Source organism: Candidatus Streptomyces philanthi, assembly GCF_059553635.1.
In genome coordinates, this window is the sequence record NZ_JCANQV010000086.1 from 1 (window position 1) to 22,030 (window position 22,030).

General features: G+C 70.6%; 19 protein-coding genes and 2 tRNA genes. 5 read left to right on the forward strand and 16 right to left on the reverse strand.

The window, feature by feature from the left end; all coding sequences use genetic code 11:
- A partial coding sequence (locus AC51EU_RS12960) for a CYTH domain-containing protein (protein ID WP_496267021.1) occupies positions 1-236 on the reverse strand: 236 nt, incomplete at its 3' end.
- Between the two features lie 238 nt (positions 237-474).
- Between AC51EU_RS12960 and AC51EU_RS12965 the strand changes: the two genes are divergently transcribed.
- Positions 475-921 carry an ATP-binding protein gene (locus AC51EU_RS12965; RefSeq protein ID WP_496267022.1) on the forward strand — a complete coding sequence of 149 codons (447 nt, stop codon included), beginning with the start codon at positions 475-477 and terminating at the stop codon, positions 919-921.
- A 7-nt stretch (positions 922-928) separates the two neighbouring features.
- Here AC51EU_RS12965 and rodA read toward each other — a convergent pair whose 3' ends face one another.
- From rodA to AC51EU_RS13010, 9 genes are all read right to left on the reverse strand, one after another.
- Entirely contained in the window at positions 929-2,137 is a 1,209-nt protein-coding gene (rodA, locus tag AC51EU_RS12970) for a rod shape-determining protein RodA (RefSeq protein WP_496267023.1), read from the reverse strand.
- Complete coding sequence (gene mrdA / locus AC51EU_RS12975; protein WP_496267024.1) at positions 2,134-4,275, reverse strand: penicillin-binding protein 2; 2,142 nt, start codon at positions 4,273-4,275, stop codon at positions 2,134-2,136. The genes rodA and mrdA overlap by 4 nt, the downstream gene beginning before the upstream one ends.
- 91 nt (positions 4,276-4,366) lie before the next feature.
- Positions 4,367-5,050, reverse strand: a complete 684-nt coding sequence (gene mreD / locus AC51EU_RS12980; RefSeq protein WP_496267025.1) for a rod shape-determining protein MreD — start codon at positions 5,048-5,050, stop codon at positions 4,367-4,369.
- A gap of 2 nt (positions 5,051-5,052) precedes the next feature.
- On the reverse strand, positions 5,053-6,024 hold the full coding sequence (gene mreC, locus AC51EU_RS12985; protein WP_496267026.1) for a rod shape-determining protein MreC: 972 nt from the start codon (positions 6,022-6,024) through the stop codon (positions 5,053-5,055).
- Positions 6,025-6,248: 224 nt separating this feature from the next.
- Entirely contained in the window at positions 6,249-7,268 is a 1,020-nt protein-coding gene (locus AC51EU_RS12990) for a rod shape-determining protein (protein WP_227045210.1), read from the reverse strand.
- 296 nt (positions 7,269-7,564) lie between these two features.
- On the reverse strand, positions 7,565-7,978 hold the full coding sequence (ndk, locus tag AC51EU_RS12995; protein ID WP_496267027.1) for a nucleoside-diphosphate kinase: 414 nt from the start codon (positions 7,976-7,978) through the stop codon (positions 7,565-7,567).
- Between the two features lie 84 nt (positions 7,979-8,062).
- The gene (locus AC51EU_RS13000) at positions 8,063-8,410 is read right to left on the reverse strand and encodes a DUF4233 domain-containing protein (RefSeq protein WP_496267028.1); all 348 of its coding nucleotides are present in this window, start codon (positions 8,408-8,410) and stop codon (positions 8,063-8,065) included.
- A 2-nt stretch (positions 8,411-8,412) separates the two neighbouring features.
- Entirely contained in the window at positions 8,413-9,927 is a 1,515-nt protein-coding gene (gene folC, locus AC51EU_RS13005) for a bifunctional tetrahydrofolate synthase/dihydrofolate synthase (protein WP_496267029.1), read from the reverse strand.
- 58 nt (positions 9,928-9,985) lie between these two features.
- On the reverse strand, positions 9,986-11,434 hold the full coding sequence (locus AC51EU_RS13010; RefSeq protein WP_496267030.1) for a peptidoglycan D,D-transpeptidase FtsI family protein: 1,449 nt from the start codon (positions 11,432-11,434) through the stop codon (positions 9,986-9,988).
- A gap of 229 nt (positions 11,435-11,663) precedes the next feature.
- On the opposite strand from AC51EU_RS13010, the gene AC51EU_RS13015 reads away from it, so the two are divergent.
- The gene (locus AC51EU_RS13015; protein ID WP_496267036.1) at positions 11,664-12,836 is read left to right on the forward strand and encodes a hypothetical protein; all 1,173 of its coding nucleotides are present in this window, start codon (positions 11,664-11,666) and stop codon (positions 12,834-12,836) included.
- Here AC51EU_RS13015 and AC51EU_RS13020 read toward each other — a convergent pair.
- Complete coding sequence (locus tag AC51EU_RS13020; RefSeq protein ID WP_496267031.1) at positions 12,802-15,474, reverse strand: valine--tRNA ligase; 2,673 nt, start codon at positions 15,472-15,474, stop codon at positions 12,802-12,804. The genes AC51EU_RS13015 and AC51EU_RS13020 overlap by 35 nt on opposite strands.
- A 136-nt stretch (positions 15,475-15,610) precedes the next feature.
- Here AC51EU_RS13020 and AC51EU_RS13025 point away from each other — a divergent pair, with 136 nt between their 5' ends.
- Positions 15,611-16,597, forward strand: a complete 987-nt coding sequence (locus AC51EU_RS13025) for a hypothetical protein (RefSeq protein ID WP_496267032.1) — start codon at positions 15,611-15,613, stop codon at positions 16,595-16,597.
- Between the two features lie 69 nt (positions 16,598-16,666).
- Here the strand turns inward: AC51EU_RS13025 and clpX are convergent, their stop codons facing one another.
- The 5 genes from clpX to AC51EU_RS13050 all read right to left on the reverse strand — a co-directional run bounded on the left by clpX (position 16,667) and on the right by AC51EU_RS13050 (position 21,460).
- Positions 16,667-17,950, reverse strand: coding sequence for an ATP-dependent Clp protease ATP-binding subunit ClpX (gene clpX, locus AC51EU_RS13030; protein WP_496267033.1), 1,284 nt, complete (start codon positions 17,948-17,950; stop codon positions 16,667-16,669).
- Between the two features lie 162 nt (positions 17,951-18,112).
- Positions 18,113-18,787: an ATP-dependent Clp protease proteolytic subunit gene (locus AC51EU_RS13035; RefSeq protein ID WP_496267037.1), complete on the reverse strand. Its 675-nt coding sequence runs from the start codon at positions 18,785-18,787 to the stop codon at positions 18,113-18,115.
- 66 nt (positions 18,788-18,853) lie between these two features.
- A complete protein-coding gene (locus tag AC51EU_RS13040; RefSeq protein ID WP_496267038.1) occupies positions 18,854-19,456 on the reverse strand; it encodes an ATP-dependent Clp protease proteolytic subunit in 603 nt (200 codons plus the stop codon).
- Positions 19,457-19,735: 279 nt separating this feature from the next.
- Positions 19,736-21,124 (reverse strand): trigger factor, encoded by a 1,389-nt coding sequence (gene tig / locus AC51EU_RS13045; RefSeq protein ID WP_496267034.1) that lies wholly within the window; start codon positions 21,122-21,124, stop codon positions 19,736-19,738.
- A 259-nt stretch (positions 21,125-21,383) separates the two neighbouring features.
- Positions 21,384-21,460 (reverse strand) — tRNA-Pro (locus tag AC51EU_RS13050).
- Between the two features lie 161 nt (positions 21,461-21,621).
- Here AC51EU_RS13050 and AC51EU_RS13055 point away from each other — a divergent pair.
- Positions 21,622-21,692: transfer RNA gene (locus tag AC51EU_RS13055), tRNA-Gly, on the forward strand.
- Positions 21,693-21,766: 74 nt separating this feature from the next.
- A partial coding sequence (locus AC51EU_RS13060; RefSeq protein WP_496267035.1) for a thioredoxin domain-containing protein occupies positions 21,767-22,030 on the forward strand: 264 nt, incomplete at its 3' end.

The following is a 22,030-nucleotide window of genomic DNA, read 5'->3' on the forward strand; positions in this document are numbered from 1 at the left end:
TGGGGGCCGACGGGGAGCTTGAGGTGCCAGCCGGGGTCCGGGCCGCCGGTGCGGTGGCGCAGGGCGAGGCCGTCGGCGGCGAGGCGCTGGTCGGCGGTGTCGTAGTACGTGGCGTCGAGGTCCTGCACGCCGCCGTCCTGGACGGCGGCGACGCCCGCCACGGCGGTGAGGTCGGGGAGCCTGCCACCCTTCTTGGCTTCGTACTTGCGCTCGATTTCTCGCACAGTGTCCGTCATATGTCGAATTTAGTTGCGGTTCCCTTGGGAAGGGAGCCCTCACAGGTGCCGCTATCTCATCAATTCCGGCCACGACTGGACGCATCACGCATCCCAGACACCCCGGTCGCATCATCCGAACCAGTCACCCATGTGAGCGAGTAGCCCGTTCCGCGACATGTGAATTACGCTGTGTCACCAAGCATCCACGCTGGGTGCCCTCCGGCGCCCGCACGACCCCACGGGGAGGGATCACACCGTGCACCCCCACACCACAGCCACCGCCCGGCTCCCCATCCAGGTCTCCACGGGAGCCCGCCCGCACCTCCTGGCGGTCCCCGGCAGACCGGAAGCCCCGCGGCAGGCCCGCGCCTTCGTGCGCTCCGTCCTCCGCCGCTCGCCGCTCGCGCCGCTGCTGTACACCGCGACGCTACTCGCCTCCGAAGCCGTCTCCCGGGCCCCGCTGCGCACCACGGGCACGGCGGACATCCTGCTGCGCCTGCTCACCGCGCCGCACGGCCTGCACCTCGGCGTCCACACCGCGGCCCCGCCGCTCCCGCCCCAGGAGCCCGACTACGGACGTCTCCTCTTCACCCAGCTCGCCGACACCTGGGGCACCACACCGCAGCAGGGGGCCCGCCGCTCCCTCTGGTTCGAGCTGCACACGGCCCCCCGCGACCGGCCCCTGTCCGTCGCGCTCCCCTGACCCGCCGCTACGCCGACACCGGCCGCTGCACCCGGATCGACTGGAGGAGTCCGACGGCGATCCAGGCGGCGAACATGGCGGTCCCGCCGTAGGAGACGAACGGGAGGGGAAGGCCGGTGACGGGCATGATCCCCAGCGTCATCCCGATGTTCTCGAACGCCTGGAACGAGAACCAGGCGATGACGCCGGCGGCCACGATCGTGCCGTAGAGGTCGGTGGACTCGCGGGCGATGCGGCAGGCACGCCACAGGACGACACCGAGCAGCACGATGATCAGGCCCGCGCCGACGAAGCCCAGCTCCTCCCCCGCCACGGTGAAGATGAAGTCGGTCTGCTGCTCGGGGACGAACTGGCCGGTGGTCTGGCTGCCGTGGAAGAGGCCGGAGCCGGTGAGCCCGCCGCCGCCGATGGCGATCCGGGCCTGGTTGGTGTTGTAGCCGACGCCCGCCGGGTCCAGGGCGGGGTTGGCGAACGCGGCGAAGCGGGCGATCTGGTACGCGTCGAGCAGGCCGAGCTGCCAGATCGCGACACAGCCCGCGACACCGGCGCCCAGCAGACCGAGGAGCCAGCGGTGGGAGGCGCCGGAGGCGAGCAGCACCCCGAGGAGGATGGCGCCGAGCACCATCACCGAGCCGAGGTCGGGCATGAGCAGGATGATGCCCACGGGGACGGCGGCGAGGCCGAGGGCCTGGAGGACGGAGCGGTGGTCGGGGTACGGGCTGTCGCCCGCGTCGACCCGCGCCGCGAGGATCATCGCCATCCCCAGGATCATGGTGATCTTCGTGAACTCGGCGGGCTGGAGCGACAGCCCGCCCGGGATCGCCAGCCAGGACCGCGAGCCGTTGATGGTGGCGCCGACCGGTGTCAGGACGAGCACCGCCAGGACGACGGAGACGCCGAAGAGGATCGGGACGGCCCCGCGCAGGGTCCGGTGGCCGAGCCAGATGGTGCCCGCGGCCAGCGCCAGACCGATACCGGTGTTGAGGAGGTTGCGCAGGAAGAAGTAGTAGGGGTCGCCGTGGTTGAGCTCGGTGCGGTTACGGGTCGCCGAGAAGACCAGCAGACTGCCCAGCAGGGACAGCGCCAGGCACGCCAGCAGCAGCGTCCAGTCCAGCTTGCGGACGACGGAGTCGCGGGCCGTGAGCTTGCCCCAGGCGCTGGGCTCGGGGCTGTAGCGGCGGACGGCCAGTGTGCGGGAGGTGTGGCCGGTGGTCACTCGCCCGACCTCCGTTCCTCGTCCCGTGCCGGTTCGTCCTCCGCCGGCTCGATGGGCTGGGCCTTGATCGTGCCGTCGCTCTCGATCACGGGCAGCGACGCCTGCGGGGTGGGCAGCAGCGCGGCCTTCTTGTCGATGCCGCCGCCGTCGTCGACGCCGTAGAGCGCGTTGTAGATCTTGCGGACGGCGGGTCCCGAGGCGCCGGAGCCGGTGCCGCCCTGGGAGATCGTCATGACGATGGAGTAGTCCTTGGTGTACGTCGCGAACCACGAGGTGGTCTGCTTGCCGTAGACCTCGGCGGTACCGGTCTTGGCGTGCATCGGGATCTTGTTCTGCGGCCAGCCCTGGAAGCGCCAGGCGGCGGTGCCGCGGGTGGCGACGCCGGCCAGCGCCGCGTCGATCTGCCGGAGCGTCTTCGGGGAGTCGGGCAGCTTGCCGCGCACCTGCGGAGTGATCGTCCGGACGCTCTTGCCGTCCGGGCTGACGACGGCCTTGCCGATGGTCGGTGTGTGGAGGGTGCCGCCGTTGGCGAGCGCGGCGTAGATGGAGGCCATCTGGATCGGGGTGACGAGGGTGTCGCCCTGGCCGATGGAGTAGTTGACGGAGTCACCGGCGCGCATCTTCATGCCGGACTCGCAGTTCTCCCGGGCGATCCGGGAGATGTAGTCGTCGCCCGTCCTGCCCTGGGCGCACCAGCCGTCCTTGTTGGCCTCCCAGTAGTCCTTCTTCCACCGGCGGTCCGGCACCCGGCCGCTGACCTCGTCGGGCAGGTCGATGCCGGTCCGCTTGCCGAGGCCGAACTGATGGGCGGTCCGGTAGAACCAGTCGGCGGGGTCCTTGGGGTGGTTGCCGCCGTCCTTCTGCCACTGCCGGTAGGCGAGGTCGTAGAAGACGGTGTCGCAGGAGACCTCCAGCGCGCGGCCGAGGCTGATGGGGCCGAAGTTCTCCGACTCGAAGTTCTTGAAGACCTGGTTGCCGATGCTGAAGGAGCTGGTGCAGGGGTAGTGGCCGTCGAACGGGTATCCGGCGTTGACCGCGGCCGTGGTGGAGATGACCTTGAAGATCGAGCCGGGCGCCGCCTGCCCCTGGGTGGCGCGGTTGAGCAGCGGGTAGTTGGAGTCCTTGCCGGTGAGTTCGGCGTAGTCCTTCGCGGAGATCCCGCCGACCCAGGCGTTGGGGTCGTAGGAGGGGTTGGACGCCATGGCGACGACCCGGCCGGTGCGGGACTCCATGACGATCACGGCGCCGGCGTCGGCCTTGTAGTTCCGGCCGGTGTTCTTGTCGAACTCGTTGCGGGCGTCCTTCATCGCCTGGTCGAGCTCCTTCTCGGCCACGGCCTGGACCCGGGCGTCGATGCTGGTGACGACGTTGGAGCCGGGGACGGCGGGGTCGCTGTTGCCCTTGCCGATGACCCGGCCGAGGTTGTCGACCTCGTAGCGGGTGACGCCGGCCTTGCCGCGCAGCTCGTTGTCGTAGGCGCGTTCCAGTCCGGAGCGGCCGATCTGGTCGGAGCGCAGCAACGGGGAGCGGGTGTGCTCGGCCTTCTTGATCTCCTCGTCGGTGACCGGCGAGAGATAGCCCAGGACCTGGGAGGTCTCGGCGTCGGCGGGGGCGCCGTAGCGGCGGACGGCGGTGGGCTCGGCGCTGATGCCGGGGAAGTCCTCGGAGCGTTCGCGGATCTGGAGGGCCTGCTTGGGCGTGGCCTCGTCGGTGATCGGGATGGGCTGGTACGGGGAGCCGTTCCAGCAGGGCTGCGGGGTCTTGGCGTCGCACAGCCGGACCTTGTCGCGGATGTCCTTCCCGGGCATGCCGAGGACCTTGGCGAGCCGGGCGAGGACGGCCTTGCCGCGGTCCTTCATGCTCAGCAGCTCGGTGCGGCTGGCGGAGACGACCAGGCGGGTCTGGTTGTCGGCGAGCGGGACGCCGCGGGCGTCGAGGATGGCGCCGCGGGTGGCCGGTTCGACGACCTGCTGGACGTGGTTGCTGCGGGCCTTCGCCGCGTACTCCTCGCCGTTGCGGATCTGGAGGTACCAGAGCCGGCCGCCGAGGGTGAGCAGCAGGGAGAGGACGAGGATCTGGAGGGTGATGAGGCGGACCGTGACACGGGAGGTCCTGCCGGTCTCGGGAATGTTGCTCAACGGTCCCTCCCCTGGCGGCCGGGCGCGGACGGTTCGGGGCGCGCCGCCCGGCCCGCGGCGGGCAGGGCCGGTACGGGCGTCGGACGGAAGGTCACAGCCGCTTGACCCCCTTGACGCGGTCCCCCTTGGAGCGGCCGAACAGCCCGCCGCGCGCGGCCCTCATGCTGCCGCGGCTGGACCTCAGACCGGTGCCGGTGGTGAGCCAGCCGTACGTCGTCTCCCGGCCGGCGACCGTGCCGCCCGGACTGCCGGGGCCGTCCCCGCTGAGCGGTTCGCCCTCGGCACGGCGGGCCAGGGCCATCACCACCGGGACGGTGAACGGGGCGAGCACCAGGTCGTAGACGGTGGCGCTGAGGACCAGTCCGCCGACGCCGACGTGCCGGGCCGCGGTGTCGCCGACCAGCGCGCCGACGGCCGCGTACATCAGCGTCGAGCCGACCGCGGCGGCGAGGACGGCCGCCAGCGGGACGGTCACCGAGCGGTGCTGCCCGGACTCGGGCCGGGTCAGGCCCACCGCGTAGCCGACGACGCACAGGACCAGGGCATAGCGGCCGACGGCGTGGTCGGCGGGGGGCGCGATGTCGGCGAGCAGCCCGGCGCAGAAGCCGACGAGGGCGCCGCCGATGTGCCCGAACACCAGGGCGAGGCCGACGACGACGAGCAGGAGCAGGTCGGGCACGGCCCCGGGCAGCTGGAGCCGGGCGAGCACGCTGACCTGGAGGACCAGTGCCACGACCACCAGGGGGGCGGCGAGCAGGATCCGGTTGATGCGCATCGTCAGTTCCCGTCCTCGTCACTGTCGTAGCCGTCGTCGCCCTCGTCGTAGCCGCCGCCGTCGTCGGAGGGGCGGGCCGTGACGGTCACCGTCGGGGTGGGCGCGGGCCGGACGGGCCGCTGCGGCAGGACGGTGTCCCGGGGGTCCTCGCGCGGCGGCCGGACGACGACGCCGACGATGTCGAGCTGGGAGAAGGCGACATACGTCCGGACCTGGAGGGTGCGGGTGAGGTCGCCGTTGGCCGGTTCGACCTTGACGACCTGGCCGACGGGGACGCCGGGCACGAACGGCTTGTCCTTGCTGGAGCCGAAGGTGACCAAGCGGTCGCCCTTCTTGACCGCGGCCTTTCCGTTGAGGAGCTGGACGCGCAGGGCGCGGCCGCCCTGGCCCGCGGCGAAGCCGATCTCGTCGGACTTCTCCATGCGGGTGCCGACGGTGAAGGAGGGGTCGTTGGCCAGCAGGACGGTGGAGGTGTCGCGGCCGACGGTGGTGACGCGGCCGACCAGGCCGTCGCCGTTGAGGACGGTCATGTCGCGGGCGATGCCGTCACGGCTGCCCGCGTCGATGGTCATCGTCCAGGAGAATCCCTGGGCGGGGCCGATGGCGACGACCTCGGCGCCCTTGATGCCGTACTGGCCCGCCCCGGCGGTCCTGAGCATCTTGTCGAGCTGGCGGGCGCGGGAGCGGTTGTGGTCCTTGGAGCCGAGTTCCGCCTTGAGCGCGGCGTTCTCGCGTTCCAGCTCGCTGATGCGGTTGTGCCGCTCGCCGGAGTCCCGTACGGCGCCGATGGCGTGGGCGATCGGGTTGACGGCGCTGGCGACGCCGCTCTCGACCGGGCCGAAGGCGGAGGCGGCGGCCCGGCGGGCACCTTCGAGCGGGGACTGTTCACCACCGCGGATGTCCACCGTGATCAGTGCGAACGCGATGGCGACCAGCAGCACCAGCAGCAGCCGGCTCTCTCGTGTGTCCCTCACGTGCGGCGGCCGTGTCCTTCCTCGTAGGACCGGCCGGCTACGGGCCCGCGCCGGTCTCGTCCGGGAGTTGAGCGTTGTGCCTGTGGGGGGTGCCCGGTGGTGCTGTGTCAGGGCACCCGGTGTTGCGGTGTGTTCCTGTTGTTGCGCGCGATACCGCTGTGACCATGGTGCCCGTCCGTCCGGGACACCGCACCACACCCGCGGTGCGGGCGGGGCCGGCCGTGTTACCTGCGCGGCTGGGAGTCCAGAACCTGCTGGAGGGCCTCGAACTCCTCGACGCACTTGCCGGAGCCGAGCGCGACCGAGTCCAGCGGGTCCTCGGCGATGTGGATCGGCATGCCCGTCTCGCGGCGCAGCCGCTCGTCGAGACCGCGCAGCAGGGCGCCGCCGCCGGTGAGCACGATGCCCCGGTCCATGACGTCGCCGGACAGCTCGGGCGGGCACTTGTCGAGGGTCGTCTTGACCGCGTCGACGATGGAGTTGACCGGCTCCTCGATGGCCTTGCGGACCTCGGCGGCGGAGATGACGACGGTCTTCGGCAGGCCGGAGACCAGGTCACGGCCGCGGATCTCGGTGTGCTCGTCCTGTTCGAGGTCGTGCGCGGAACCGATGGTGATCTTGATGCTCTCGGCGGTGCGCTCGCCCAGCAGAAGGCTGTACTCCTTCTTGATGTGCTGGATGATCGCGTTGTCGAGCTCGTCACCGGCGACCCGGATGGACTGGGCCGTCACGATGCCGCCGAGCGAGATGACCGCGACCTCGGTGGTACCGCCGCCGATGTCGACGACCATGTTGCCGGTGGCCTCGTGGACCGGCAGTCCGGAGCCGATCGCCGCGGCCATCGGCTCCTCGATGATGTGCACCTGGCGGGCGCCGGCCTGCGTCGACGCCTCGATGACGGCGCGGCGCTCGACGCCGGTGATCCCGGACGGGACGCACACGACCACCCGGGGGCGGGCCAGGTAGCGCCGCTTGTGGATCTTGAGGATGAAGTAGCGGAGCATCCGCTCGGTGATCTCGAAGTCGGCGATCACACCGTCCTTCAGGGGGCGTACGGCGACGATGTTGCCGGGCGTGCGCCCGATCATCTTCTTCGCCTCGGCGCCCACCGCGAGAATCCCGCCGGTGTTGGTGTTGATGGCCACGACCGACGGCTCGTTGAGGACGATCCCACGACCCCTGACGTACACCAGCGTGTTGGCGGTCCCGAGGTCGACAGCCATGTCACGGCCGATGAACGACATGTTGTTCCCCATGAGGATACGTCTGGCCTTCCCAACTGGAGCGAATGCTTACTGGAGGTCGGCAGAAGGTGATGCGCCGTACAGCGCGGAGAGCTTCCATCGTAGTTCGTCGTCCTGCCCACTCGAACACGGTGGGAGGTACTTCCGCCATTGTCGGCGGAATGCCCACGCGCCTCCTTCAATGGTGACGTCGTGTCGCGGCGAAGCGTTCCCGCGAGCGTGTCCGACACGCCGAGGGGCGACCGATGATGTCACCGGTCGCCCCTCCTCACAAGCGGAACGCTGATGACGGCGCGTCAGGAAAGACCCGGGAAGAAAAGCTTGATCTCCCGCTCGGCGGACTCCTGGGAATCCGAGGCGTGGATGAGGTTCTCCCTGGTGATCGTGCCGAAGTCCCCCCGAATGGACCCACTGGGCGCCGCGATCGGGTCGGTCGGACCGGCCAGCGCCCGCACGCCCTCGATCACCCGCTCGCCCTCGACGACCAGCGAAACGACCGGGCCGGACGACATGAACGCGACCAGCGGCTCATAGAAATCCCGGCCGACGTGCTCGGCGTAGTGCTGCTCAAGGATCGCCCGGTCGAGCGTACGCAGTTCCAGCGCGGCGATCGTCCAGCCCGCCTTCCGCTCGATCCGTCCGATGATCTCCCCGACCAGTCCGCGGCGGACTGCGTCGGGCTTGAGGAGGACGAGAGTGCGCTGGCTCATGGGTACCGGCTCCTTGCAAACGATCGACAGCGGTGAGCCGAGGCTACAGGGAGCCACGACGGCACCCGGCGCCGGACCGGGCCTTTACGCAGGCCCGGCGGCCTCCGACGCCGCCCACCGCGCCTTCGCCTCGTCGATCTTGCGGCCGAAGTGGACCGACGCCCACCACAGCGCGGCGAACACCCCGCCCAGGAAGAACATCGTCGGGACGACGAAGCCGCTGGCGATCAGCGCGATCTGGAGCGCCCAGCCGAGCTGGACGCCGCCCGGGCGCGTCAGCATCCCGCACAGCAGCACGCACAGCAGCATCGCGATCCCGCTGACCGTCCAGACCGTGCCCGCCGGAAGATCGTGCAGCTGCATCGCGACCAGGCCGGCGAAGCCGATCACGAAGAACTCGCCTATCAGGGTGCTCGCACACAGGGTGCGCATCGTCACTTCCCTCCCAGGAGCAGCCGGGCCTCACCGACCGTGATCACGGAGCCGGTGACCAGCACCCCCGCACCGGAGAACTCGCCCTCCTCCTCGGCGAGCGTGATCGCCGCCTCCAGGGCGTCGTCCAGCCGCGGCTCGACACGGACCCGCTCGGCACCGAACACCTCGACCGCGACGGCCGCCAGCTCGTCCGGGTCCATCGCCCGTGCGGTGGAGTTCCGCGTCACCACGACCTCGGCGAACACCGGCTCGAACGCCTCCAGGAGGCCCCGGACGTCCTTGTCGGCGCTGGCCCCGACCACACCCACCAGCCGGCTGAAGTCGAACGCCTCGCTGACCGCCTCGGCCGTCACCCGCGCGCCCGCCGGGTTGTGCGCCGCGTCCAGCACGACCGTGGGGCTGCGCCGCACCACCTCAAGACGGCCCGGCGAGGAGACGGAGGCGAAGGCGCCGCGGAGCACGTCGATGTCCAGGGTGCGGGCCTGCTCCGAGCCGACGCCGAAGAACGCCTCGACGGCGGCGAGCGCCACCGCGGCGTTGTGCGCCTGGTGCGCGCCGTGCAGCGGCAGGAAGATGTCCGGGTACTCCCCGCCCAGGCCGCGCAGGGTCAGCATCTGGCCGCCGACCGCCACCTCCCGGGAGAGCACCCCGAACTCCATGCCCTCGCGGGCGACCGTGGCGTCCACCTCGACGGCGCGCCGGAGCATCACGGACGCGGCCTCGACCGGCTGCTGGGCCAGCACCACCGTGGCGTCCTTCTTGATGATCCCGGACTTCTCGCGGGCGATCGCCTCCGGTGTCTCCCCCAGCCGGTCGGTGTGGTCCAGCGCGATCGGGGTGATCACCGCGACATCCGCGTCGAGGACATTGGTGGCGTCCCAGGTGCCGCCCATGCCGACCTCGACGACGGCGACGTCCACCGGGGCGTCCGCGAAGGCGGCGTACGCCATCGCCGTCAGCACCTCGAAGAACGACAGGCGGTACTCCTGCTGAGCGTCGGTCATCTCCACGTACGGGGCGATGTCGTGGTACGTCTCGATGAAGCGCTCGGCGGAGACCGGGCTGCCGTCCAGGCTGATCCGCTCGGTGACGGACTGGACGTGCGGGCTGGTGTAGCGGCCGGTGCGCAGGTCGAAGGCGCCCAGCAGGGCCTCGATCATGCGGGCGGTGCTGGTCTTGCCGTTGGTGCCGGTGATGTGGATGGCGGGGTAGGCGCGCTGCGGGGAGCCCAGGACGTCCATCAGCGCCTCGATGCGCTGCACCGAGGGGTCGAGCTGGGTCTCTCCCCAGCGTCCGGCCAGTTCCTCCTCGACCGCGCGCAGGGCGCGGTCCACCTCCGGGTCGGCCGGGCGGGCCGGGACGGCCTCCCCCGTGGGCGGCCCGGCCTGCGCGCGCAGCGTCCGGCTGCCGGCCTCGATCACGGCGAGGTCGGGGTCGCGGTCGGTCTCCGCCTCGACCATCTCGTCGAAGGCGTCCATCGGGTCCGGGTCGTCGTTCTGGGGGCGCTCGCTCACGCCGTCCAGTCTACGAGGCACCACCGACAACGCTCGCGGCGCGCCGCCCGCGGGCCCGCTACCCCAGCGCCGCCTTCATCATGGCGCGGGCGACGGGGGCGGCCAGGCCGTTGCCGGAGACCTCGTTGCGGGCCGCGTTGCCGTCCTCGATCACCACGGCGACGGCGACCTGGTTCCCCTTGGCGTCCTCGGCGTACGAGACGAACCACGCGTAGGGGGTGCCGCTGTTGTCGACGCCGTGCTGGGCGGTGCCGGTCTTGCCGCCGACGGTCAGCCCATCGGTCCTGGCGTTGCTTCCGGTGCCCTTGGTGACCACGGTCTCCATCGCGGACCGCAGCTGGGCGGCGGTCCGCCCCGACATCGCCCTGCCGTACGTCTCCGGCTCCGTCCGCTGGAGGGTGTTGCCGCCGCCGTCGGTCAGCCGGTCGACCATCTGCGGCCGCTTCAGCTCGCCGCCGTCGGCGATGGCGGAGACCACCATCGCCATCTGGAGGGGCGTCGCCCGGACGTCGAACTGGCCAATGCCGGAGAGCGCGGTCTGCGCCGCGTCCATCCCGGACGGGTAGACGCTCTTGGCGGCCCGGACCGGGGTGTCGATCCGGGCGTCGCCGAAGCCGAACTTCTCGGCCTGCGCGGCGACCTTCTTCTGCCCGAGGTCGGCGGCGAGCTTCGCGAAGACGGTGTTGCAGGAGTACTGGAGCGCGGTGCGCAGGGTCGCGTTCTCGCAGGGCGCGGCGGGGTTCTCGTTGGTGAGCGTGGTGCGGGTGTGCGGCAGGACGTACGGGTCGGGGCTGTCGGTGCGCTCGTCCACCGAGGAGTACAGCCCGTTCTCCAGGGCCGCCGCGGCGACCACCAGCTTGAAGGTGGAGCCGGGCGGCAGCGGCTGGCGCAGCGCGCGGTTGAGGTGGGGCTTGCGCGGGTCGTCGGTCATCGCCTTCCAGGCCCGCTGGTCGGCGCCCGAGGACCCGGAGAACGCCCCCGGGTCGTACGAGGGCGTGCTGACCATGCCCAGCACCCGCCCGGTCCTCGGGTCGAGGGCGACGGCCGCGCCGGTCTTGTCGCCGAGGGCCTCGTAGCCGGCCTTCTGGACGGACGCGTCGATGCTGGTGGCGACGTCCCCGGCCTTGGGGCGCTGGCGCGTCAGCACGCCGAGGGGGTTGTCGAGCCGGCTGTCGGAGCCGTCGAGGAGGTCGCCGTAGAGGCTCTCCAGCTGGGTGCTGCCGTAGATCTGGGAGGAGAAGCCGGTGACCGGGGCGTAGAGCGCGCCGTCCTGGTAGGTGCGCTGGTACTTCAGGTCGGACGAGGTGGCGGCGGAGCCGGTCACCGGGCGGCCGTCGACGAGGATGTTGCCCAGGGGCGCCGTGTACTTGTCGATCGCGACCCGGGCGTTGTGCGGGTCGTGCCGGTACTGGTCGGCGCGCGCTCCCTGGATCCAGGTGGCCCAGCCCATCAGCGCGAGGACGAGGACGAGGCAGAAGGCCGAGACCCTGCGCAGGGGTGTGTTCATGGGGCCGCGGCTCCTCGCTCTCGACGCACGGTTTCTCCGGAAACTCCGGCAACGCGCCCCAGGGTTCCTCAGCTCCATGAGAGGGCGATGAGAATGCCGGTCCTGTCCCGGCGGGCAACGCGGACGCGCGTTCGGCCCTCTTCTCTCCGGGGCGGTGTGCCCCCGTCGCCCAGCGATGTGACCTACGGGAGAACGGGAGCCGATGCGCGTGCCGGTGACAGGTCAGCGGATGCATCTGGTGCTGCTCACCGCGTGGACGGTGCTGTGGTTCGCCGTGGTGGAGCCGCACGGCGGGTTCTCCTGGCACTATCTGCGCACCGGCGGCGAGCTGATCTACCAGGGCGCCTCCGGGGACGGCAGCGGCGGCCTCAACCTCTACGCCCGCCACCCCGAGCTCCAGATGGGCCCGGTCAGCTTCCTGGTGGCCGGGCTGCTCAACCCGTTCTCCGCGGACACCGGCCAGTTCCTCGCCGCGGCGCTGATGTCGGCGCTCGGCCTGGTGATCACGGTGCTCGCCGGGCGCAGCGCCGCCCAGTACTTCCTGGGCACCGGCACCAACCACCGGCGGCTGCGGCAGCGGGTGCTGATCGCCGGGCTGGCGTTCATCCCGATGTGGATCGAGGTCTCGGTCCGCTTCGGGCACCTCGACGACGTACTGGCGCTGTTCTTCACCGCCCTGGCGGTACGGTTCCTCACCCGCGGCAACCCGGCGGCGACCGGCGTCTGCCTCGCCCTGGCCATGGACTCCAAGCCCACCGCCCTGGCGTTCCTGCCGCTGCTGCTCGCGCTGCCCCGGGGGCAGTGGCTGCGGGCCGGGCTGTGGTGCGCCGGGCTGGTCGCGGTGGCCTGGCTGCCGTTCTTCCTCGGCGCTTCTGGGTCGTTCGCCGCGGCGACCTTCACCATCCCCAACCAGCCGGCGTCGGCCCTGCGGTGGCTGGGGGTCGGCGACCCGTCGACGCCGCCCTGGGCGCGGCCCGCGCAGGCCGTGCTGGGACTGACGCTGGGCTCACTCGCGGTCTGGCGCGGCCGCTGGGCGGCGGTGGTGCTGCTGGGCGCCAACGCCCGGATCGTCCTCGACCCGAGCGTCTACACGTACTACACCGCTTCGGTGCTGCTGGGCACGCTGCTGTGGGACGTGATCGGGCAGCGCCGGCTGGTCCCGTGGTGGAGCTGGATCGCGCTGGTCACGCTCTACGGCAGTGTGTTCGTGGTGCCGGACGACTCGGCGCGCGGGCTGATCCGGCTGGCGTTCGTGGCCGTCTCGACGGCGTACGTCCTGCTGTGGCCGGTGCGCGAGCGCGGCCGGGGACGGCGCAGGCCCCCCGCCCGTACGGACGAGGGGCCTGCTGACGGTCCGGGTGCGCCGGTCACGCCGCGGGGAGCGCCTCCAGCTGCGCGGTGATGCGGGCGATGTCCGCCTCGGCGGTCGCCAGCCGGCCGCGGATCTTGTCCACGACCTTCTCCGGCGCCTTGGCGAGGAACGCCTCGTTGCCGAGCTTGGCGGTGGCCTGCGCCTTCTCCTTCTCGGCCGCCGCGAGGTCCTTCGTCAGCCGCTTGCGCTCGGCCGCCACGTCGATCGCGCCGGACAGGTCCAGCGCGACGGAGGCGCCCGCCACCGGGAGGGACGCGGTGGCCCGGAAGTCCTCGCCGGCGGGCTGGAGCCGCAGCAGCGCGCGGATCGCGGCCTCGTGGGCGCCGAGCGCGGTGCCGGAGAGGTCCAGCCGCGCCGGGACCTTCTGGCCGGGCTGGAGGCCCTGGTCGGAACGGAACCGGCGGACCTCGGTGACCAGCTGCTGGACGGTCGCGATCTCCTGCTCGGCGGCCGCGTCCCGGAACCCGGAGTCCTTCGGCCACTCGGCGACGACCAGGGACTCCCGGCCGGTCAGCGTCGTCCACAGGGTCTCGGTGACGAACGGGACGATCGGGTGCAGCAGGCGCAGGGTGACGTCCAGGACCTCACCGAGCACCCGGCGGGACGCGTCGGCCGCCGGGCCGCCCGCCATGAACGTGGTCTTGGACAGCTCGACGTACCAGTCGAAGACCTCGTCCCACGCGAAGTGGAACAGCGTGTCCGACAGCTTCGCGAACTGGAAGTCCTCGTAGTACGCGTCGACCTCGGCGACCACCGCGTTGAGGCGGGAGAGGATCCACCGGTCGGTCGCCGACAGCTGCTCGGGGGCCGGCAGCGGGCCCTCGACGGTCGCGCCGTTCATCAGCGCGAAGCGGGTGGCGTTCCAGATCTTGTTGGCGAAGTTGCGGGAGCCCTGGACCCAGTCCTCGCCGATCGGCACGTCGACGCCGGGGTTGGCGCCGCGGGCCAGGGTGAAGCGGACCGCGTCGGAGCCGTACTTGTCCATCCAGTCCAGCGGGTTGACCGCGTTGCCGAAGGACTTGGACATCTTCTTGCCGAACTCGTCACGGACCATGCCGTGCAGGGCGACCGTGCGGAACGGCGGGGTGCCGTCCATCGCGTAGAGGCCGAACATCATCATCCGGACGACCCAGAAGAAGAGGATGTCGTAGCCGGTGACCAGGACGGAGTTCGGGTAGAACTTGTCGACGCTGGGGGTCCGGTCGGGCCAGCCCAGCGTGGAGAACGGCCACAGGCCGGAGGAGAACCAGGTGTCGAGGACGTCGGTCTCCTGGTGCCAGCCCTCGCCGGTCGGGGCCTCGTCGTCCGGTCCGACGCAGACCATCTCGCCGTTCGGCCCGTACCAGACGGGGATGCGGTGGCCCCACCACAGCTGGCGGGAGATGCACCAGTCGTGCAGGTTGTCCACCCAGCCGAAGTAGCGGGACTCCATCTCCTTGGGGTGGATGGCGACGTCGCCGTTGCGGACCGCGTCGCTCGCGGCCTTGGCGAGCGGGCCGGTCCGCACCCACCACTGCATCGACAGCCGCGGCTCGATGGTGGTCTTGCACCGCGAGCAGTGGCCGACGGAGTGGACGTAGGGGCGCTTCTCGGCGACGATCCGGCCCTCGGCGCGCAGCGCGCCGACGATCGCGGAGCGGGCCTCCAGGCGGTCCAGGCCCTGGAAGGGGCCGTGCGCCGTGATCACCGCGTGCTCGTCCATCACGGTGAGGTTCGGCAGGTCGTGGCGGCGGCCGATCTCGAAGTCGTTGGGGTCGTGCGCCGGGGTGACCTTGACGGCGCCGGTGCCGAACTCGGGGTCGACGTGCTCGTCGGCGACGACGGGGATACGGCGGCCGGTCAGCGGCAGCTCGATCTCGGTGCCGACGAGGTGGGCGTAGCGCTCGTCGTCGGGGTGGACCGCGACGGCGGTGTCACCGAGCATCGTCTCGGCGCGCGTGGTCGCGACGACGATGGACGCGCCCGCCCGTCGCCCGCCACCACCCTCGGTGGAGTCGCTTCGCTCCGCCCCTTCCACGTCGCCGTAGCGGATCGAGACCAGCTCGCCGTCGTCGTCCTGGTACTCCACCTCGATGTCGGAGATGGCGGTCAGACAGCGCGGGCACCAGTTGATGATGCGCTCGGCGCGGTAGATCAGCTCGTCGTCGTAGAGCCGCTTGAAGATCGTCTGGACGGCGCGGGACAGGCCCTCGTCCATGGTGAAGCGCTCACGGGACCAGGCGACGCCGTCGCCCAGCCTGCGCATCTGCCCGGAGATCTGGCCGCCGGACTCGCGGCGCCACTTCCACACCCGCTCGACGAACGCCTCGCGGCCCAGGTCGTGCCGGGAGACGCCCTCCTTGGCCAGCTCCCGCTCGACGACGTTCTGGGTGGCGATGCCGGCGTGGTCCATGCCCGGCTGCCACAGGGTCTCGTAGCCCTGCATCCGCTTGCGGCGGGTCATCGCGTCGATCAGGGTGTGCTCGAAGGCGTGGCCCATGTGCAGCGAGCCGGTGACGTTCGGCGGGGGGATGACGACGGTGAACGGCGGCTTGTCGCTCTTCTCGTCGGCCTCGAAGTAACCCCGCTCTACCCAGCGCTCGTACAGCGGCCCCTCTACGTCGGCCGGCGTGTACTGAGTCGGCAGTTCGGGGGTGCTGTGGTTGCTCTGCTGAGTGTTCTCGGTCACGACCGACAGTGTACGGGCGCGGATGTCGCGGCCTCGAACCGGTTTCGCCCCCGGCGCTCCGCCTGTCGGTGGCGTCGGACAGGATGTGAGCAGCGCATAAGTGCACATGCCGCCATTGACGAGGGGAAACAGCTTCATGAGCTTCAACCAGCCGCCGCCCGGCCCGTACGGCCAGCCCCAGCAGCCCGGCCCCTACGGCCAGCCGCAGCAGCCGCCGGTCCCCCAGCCGGGTTACGGCTACCCCCAGCAGGGCGGCCAGATGCCTCCGCAGGGCGGCCCGGTGCCCCCGCAGGGCGGCCAGACGCCTCCGCAGGGCTATGGCTACCCGCAGCAGGCCCCGCAGCCGTACGGCCAGCCGCAGCAGGCCGCTCCCTTCGGCCAGCCCCAGCAGCCCGGCCCGTACGGCCAGCAGACGCCGTACGGCATGATCCCCCAGGGCGGCCCCCAGCCGAAGGGCAAGGGCAACGGCAAGAAGATCCTGCTGATCTCCGCCGCGGTCCTGGTGGTCGCGGGCATCGGCACGGGCGCGTACTTCGCCTTCGGCTCCGGCGGTGACGTGGCACCGTACAAGATCGCCCTGCCGGAGAAGCTGCTGGACGGCGAGTACACCAAGCAGCCCGGCACCGGGCAGGGGGACAAGGACCTCTCCCAGGACAAGGACGCCCAGCGGCTCGGGATCAGCGACGGCAAGGGCACCACCGGCAGCTACGCCAACCAGGGCAGCCTGGCGCTCTCGGTGGCCGGGCTCTCCGGCAAGGTCACCGACCCGGGGACAGCCGTGGACGGCATGCTCGCCAAGGCCGACGAGAACCAGAAGAAGCTGCTGGAGCAGAGCAACGCCACCATCGAGACCGTCGTACCGGCGACCTCGTACTCGCCCAGCGGCTTCGACGGCACGGTGCTGAAGTGCCGGCAGCAGAAGGTCACGGTCACCATGAGCGGCATGAGCCGCTCGTTCAAGCTCTCGACCTGTGCCTGGGGCGACAGCAGCGCCGTGGGCCTCGTGCAGTCCCAGGCCAAGCCGGACAAGTCAACGGGCACCGTCGGTGAGCCGATCTCCCCCGAGCAGCTCGCCGAGAAGACCGCCAAGATCCGCAACGAGGTGCGGCAGGAGATCAAGTAGTCCCCGCCCGCACACGACGAAGCCGCCCCGCTGCGTTCGCTGCCGGGCGGCTTTCTCGTTCTCGGGAGGCTATGCGCTCTTCTCGTGCGGCTCGCCCGACTCGCCGCGGCTGCGCGGGACCAGCGTCGGGTTCACGTTCGAGTGAACGACATCCGCGGTGATGACGACGCGGGCGACGTCCTTGCGGGACGGGACCTCGTACATCACCGACTGGAGGACCTCCTCCATGATCGCGCGCAGGCCGCGGGCGCCGGTGCCGCGCAGGATGGCCTGGTCGGCGATGGCCTCCAGCGCCGGGCGGTCGAAGTCCAGCTCCACACCGTCGAGTTCGAAGAGGCGCTTGTACTGCTTGACGAGCGCGTTCCGCGGCTCGACCAGGATCTGGAGCAGGGCCTCGCGGTCGAGGTTGTGGACCGAGGTGAGGACCGGCAGACGGCCGATGAACTCGGGGATCATCCCGAACTTGACCAGGTCCTCCGGCATGACGTCCTGGAGCTGGTCCTTGGACTCGATCTCGCGCTTGGAGCGGATCGTGGCGCCGAAGCCGATGCCCTTGGCACCGGACCGCGCCTCGATGATCTTGTCCAGGCCCGCGAAGGCGCCGCCCACGATGAACAGCACGTTCGTCGTGTCGATCTGGATGAACTCCTGGTGCGGGTGCTTGCGGCCGCCCTGCGGGGGCACGGAGGCGGTGGTGCCCTCCAGGATCTTCAGCAGCGCCTGCTGGACGCCCTCACCGGAGACGTCACGGGTGATCGACGGGTTCTCGCTCTTGCGGGCGACCTTGTCGATCTCGTCGATGTAGATGATCCCCGTCTCGGCCTTCTTGATGTCGAAGTCCGCGGCCTGGATCAGCTTGAGCAGGATGTTCTCGACGTCCTCGCCGACATAGCCGGCCTCGGTGAGCGCGGTGGCGTCGGCGAACGCGAAGGGGACGTTGAGCATCCGGGCGAGGGTCTGCGCCAGCAGGGTCTTGCCGGAGCCGGTGGGACCGAGCAGCAGGATGTTGGACTTGGCCAGCTCGATGCCGTCGTCACCGCGGCCGGAGCCGGTGTCGCCCGCCTGGACCCGCTTGTAGTGGTTGTAGACGGCGACCGACAGCGCTTTCTTGGCGGGCTCCTGGCCGACGACATAGCCGTTCAGGAACTCGTAGATCTCGCGCGGCTTGGGAAGTTCCTCCCAGCGCACCTCGGAGGACTCGGCGAGCTCCTCCTCGATGATCTCGTTGCAGAGGTCGATGCACTCGTCGCAGATGTACACACCAGGTCCCGCGATGAGCTTCTTCACCTGCTTCTGGCTCTTCCCGCAGAACGAGCACTTGAGCAGGTCGCCGCCGTCACCGATGCGTGCCACGAGGTGCTTCCCCTTCGCCTGGGATCCGCATTGCTCCGCGGACCCGGGTGCTTGCCTATCGACGGTACCTTGCCGGGCCCCCCGTACGGGCCCCCCTTGGACCGACTCGGTTCAGCCGGTCCAAGGGGGAGGCGCTCCGGCACAGTTCGCGAAAGAACGCGGTCAGACCGCGACGGACGACTTCCGCGTCGTGACGATCTGGTCGACCAGACCGTACGCCAGGGACTCCTCCGCGGTCAGGATCTTGTCGCGTTCGATGTCGTCGCGGATCTTCTCGATCGGCGTGGAGGAGTGCTTGGCCAGCAGGTCCTCCAGCTGCGCGCGCATCCGCAGGATCTCGTTGGCGGCGATCTCCAGGTCGGAGACCTGGCCGCGGGCGGTCTCACTGTACGGCTGGTGGATCAGGACCCGGGCGTTGGGCAGCGCCATGCGCTTGCCCGGGGTGCCGGCCGCGAGCAGCACGGCGGCGGCGGAGGCCGCCTGGCCCATGCAGACCGTCTGGATGTCGGGCTTGACGAACTGCATCGTGTCGTAGATCGCCGTCAGGGCCGTGAAGGACCCGCCGGGCGAGTTGATGTAGATCGAGATGTCGCGGTCGGGGTCCATCGACTCCAGGCACAGCAGCTGCGCCATGACGTCGTTGGCCGAGGCGTCGTCGATCTGCACACCGAGGAAGATCACCCGCTCCTCGAAGAGCTTCGCGTACGGGTCGTACTCGCGCACGCCCTGCGAGGTGCGCTCGACGAAGCGCGGAACGATGTAACGGGACTCGGCGCGCGGGCCGGTGTACTCGGACTCGGCACGCTGGTACAGGCCGCTGCCGGGGAAGTTGTTCATCTGGGGGTTCACCGTCCTGGTGGCGATCAAGGGGCTGGGGTGGCGGTGGGGCGAGTGGTACGGGGCTCAGGCCCCGGTGCCGCCGCCGCCCGGAACGCCTGCGGCCGAGGTCATCACGTCGTCGATGAGGCCGTACTCCTTGGCCTCCTGGGCGGAGAACCAGCGGTCGCGGTCCGAGTCGTGGGTGATCCGCTCGACGGTCTGGCCGGTGTGCAGCGCGGTCAGCTCGGCCATCCGGCGCTTGGTGTGCAGCAGCCGGTCGGCGTGGATCTTGATGTCCGACGCGGAGCCGGCCAGGCCGGCGGAGGGCTGGTGGATGAGGATCTCGGCGTTCGGCAGCGCGAAGCGCTTGCCCGGGGTACCGGCGCTCAGCAGGAACTGCCCCATGGAGGCGGCGAGGCCCATGGCGATCGTGACCACATCGTTCTTGATGTAGTTCATGGTGTCGTAGATCGCCAGACCGGCCGAGATCGAGCCGCCCGGGGAGTTGATGTAGAGGTAGATGTCCTTGTCCGGGTCAGCGGCGAGGAGCAGCAGCTGCGCGGTGATCTTGTTGGCGATTTCGTCGTCGACCTGCTGGCCGAGGAAGATGATCCGCTCGCCGAGCAGCCGGTTGTAGACCTGGTCGCCGAGGCCACCGACGGTCGGCTCGGCGGCGGCGGAAGGCATCGGGATCGTCACGTGTCCACCTCGTTGTCGGACGGCACCAGGCCGTCTCAGGGTCGTCTGCCGGGGCGCGGGGGTCTGCGCCGTGCGGTGCGCCGGCGTCGTTCGGGGACTCCCCTGCCCTCGTATCTACGGACCCTAACGCGCAGGTCGGACAACGCCATCCCGCATTGAGAACTGTTCGCTGTGAGCGCAGGCTCACCGGTCCGTGACGACGACGGGCCCGAACACGCGGACGTGCGCGTTCGGGCCCGTGGTCGGGAAAGCGGTGCGGCCGGGGGCTCAGCCCTCGGACTTCTCCGCGGCGGCCTCGGTGCCCTCGGCCTCGGCGACGACGGCCTCGGCGGCCTCCGTCTCCTCCTCCTCGTCCAGGTCGACGACCTGGCCGTTGGAGTCCTTGACCGTGACGGCCTCGACGACCACGGCGAGCGCCTTGCCGCGGGCGACCTCGCCGACGAGCATCGGCACCTGGCCGCCCTCGACGACGGCCTGGGCGAACTGGTCGGGGCTCATGCCGGAGGACTGGGCGCGGCGCATGAGGTGCTCGGTGAGCTCCTCCTGGCTGACGTTCAGCTTCTCCTTGTTGACCAGCTCGTCGAGGACGAACTGGGTCTTGATGCCCTTCTCGGCCTGCTCCTTGGTCTCGGCGTCGAACTCTTCCTCGGTCTTGCCCTGGATCTCCAGGAACTTCTTGAGGTCGAGGCCCATCTGGCCGAGCTGGTGGTGCTCCAGGTTGTGCTTGCGGGTGCGGATCTCGTCCTCGAGCAGCTTCTCGGGGATCGGCACCTCGACGAGCTTGAGCAGCTCGTCCAGGACCTTCTCCTGCGCCTGGGTGGCCTGGTCGTACTTCTTCATGCGCTCCAGGCGCTTGCGGCTGTCCGCCTTCAGCTCGTCCAGCGTGTCGAACTCGCTGGCCAGCTGCGCGAAGTCGTCGTCCAGCTCGGGCAGTTCGCGGGCCTTGACCTCGGTGACGTCGACCTTGACCTCGGCCTCCTTGCCCTGGGCGGAGCCGCCCTTGAGCTCGGAGGTGAAGGTGGCGCTGCCGCCGGCCTCCAGGCCCTTGACGGCCTCGTCGATGCCGTCGAGCAGCTCGCCGGAGCCGACGGTGTAGCTGACGCCCTTGGCGACGCCGTCCTCCAGGACCTTGCCCTCGACCTTGGCCTCCAGGTCGACGGTCAGCACGTCGCCGTCCTGCGCGGCGCGCTCGACGGGGCTGGTGGAGGCGAAGCGCTCACGCAGCTGCTCGACGGACTTGTCGACGTCCTCGTCCGACACCTCGACGGCGTCGACCTCGACCTCGATGCCCGAGTAGTCCGGGATCTCCAGCTCGGGGCGGATGTCCACCTCGGCGGTGAAGGCCAGCAGCTCGCCGTCCTTCAGCTCGGTGATGTCGACGTCGGGCTGGCCGAGGACGTTCAGCTCGCCCTCGTTGACCGCCTCGGTGTAGAACTTCGGGAGCGCGTCGTTGACGGCCTCCTCCAGCACGGCGCCACGGCCGAACCGCTGGTCGATGACCCGGGCCGGGACCTTGCCCTTGCGGAAGCCCTTCACCGTGACCTGCTGGTTGATCTTCTTGTACGCCGCGTCGAGGCTGGCCTTGAGCTCCTCGAAGGGCACCTCGACAGTGAGCCGAACCCGGGTCGGGTTCAGGGTCTCCACGGCGCTCTTCACGGTTCGGTCTCCTTGGGGCTGACTTCTGGGGTTCTGCGGGGATCTTCCGGGCCCCGTCCTGCGGGCCCCGGCCGATCGCGCCCGGATACAGAGACACACGGGCACGCAGCTTGCATAGTAACCGCAAGCGACAGCGGCCCCACAACGCGACCTGGGAGGGCGGCCCGGCCCCTTCGCGGGGCGGCCGACGCGGCCCGCCGACCCTGTCCGGGCACGGCGGCGCCGCCTTCACGGACCGCGGTCGGCCTCTCGGTCCTGCTGGTCGGGGTGGCCGGATTCGAACCGACGACCTTCCGCTCCCAAAGCGGACGCGCTACCAAGCTGCGCCACACCCCGTCGGTGCGACAACGTAGCGTACATGCCTGATGGCGCTGCGGGTGCCCGGATATTGCCCTGGGGGTCGTCGCGCGCACGCTTCCGCGTATCCGGTGTGCGGCGGACCGCCGCGACCCGCTACGATGCACTGCGTGCCGAGGTCGCTGCGACCGGTGGCGCTCGCGGGCGTAGCTCAATGGTAGAGCCCCAGTCTTCCAAACTGGCTACGCGGGTTCGATTCCCGTCGCCCGCTCTCCCAGGAACCCCGGGCCGTTCGGTCCGGGGTTCCTCGTGTTCCGCGAGGTGTGCCACCCCTAGGGTGACGGCATGGAGATCTGGATCAATCCCTCGTGTTCGAAGTGCGGGGCCGCCGTCGGGATGCTCGACGAGGAGGGTGCCCGCTACACCGTGCGCTGCTATCTGGACGAGCCGCCGACCGAGGACGAGCTGCGGGACGTGCTGGCGCGGCTGGGCCTGGAGCCGTGGGACATCACACGGACCCAGGAGGCCGAGGCGAAGGAGCTGGGGATCGGCGCGTGGGAGCGCACGGCGGCGGAACGGGGGCGCTGGATCGCGGCGCTGGCCGCGCGT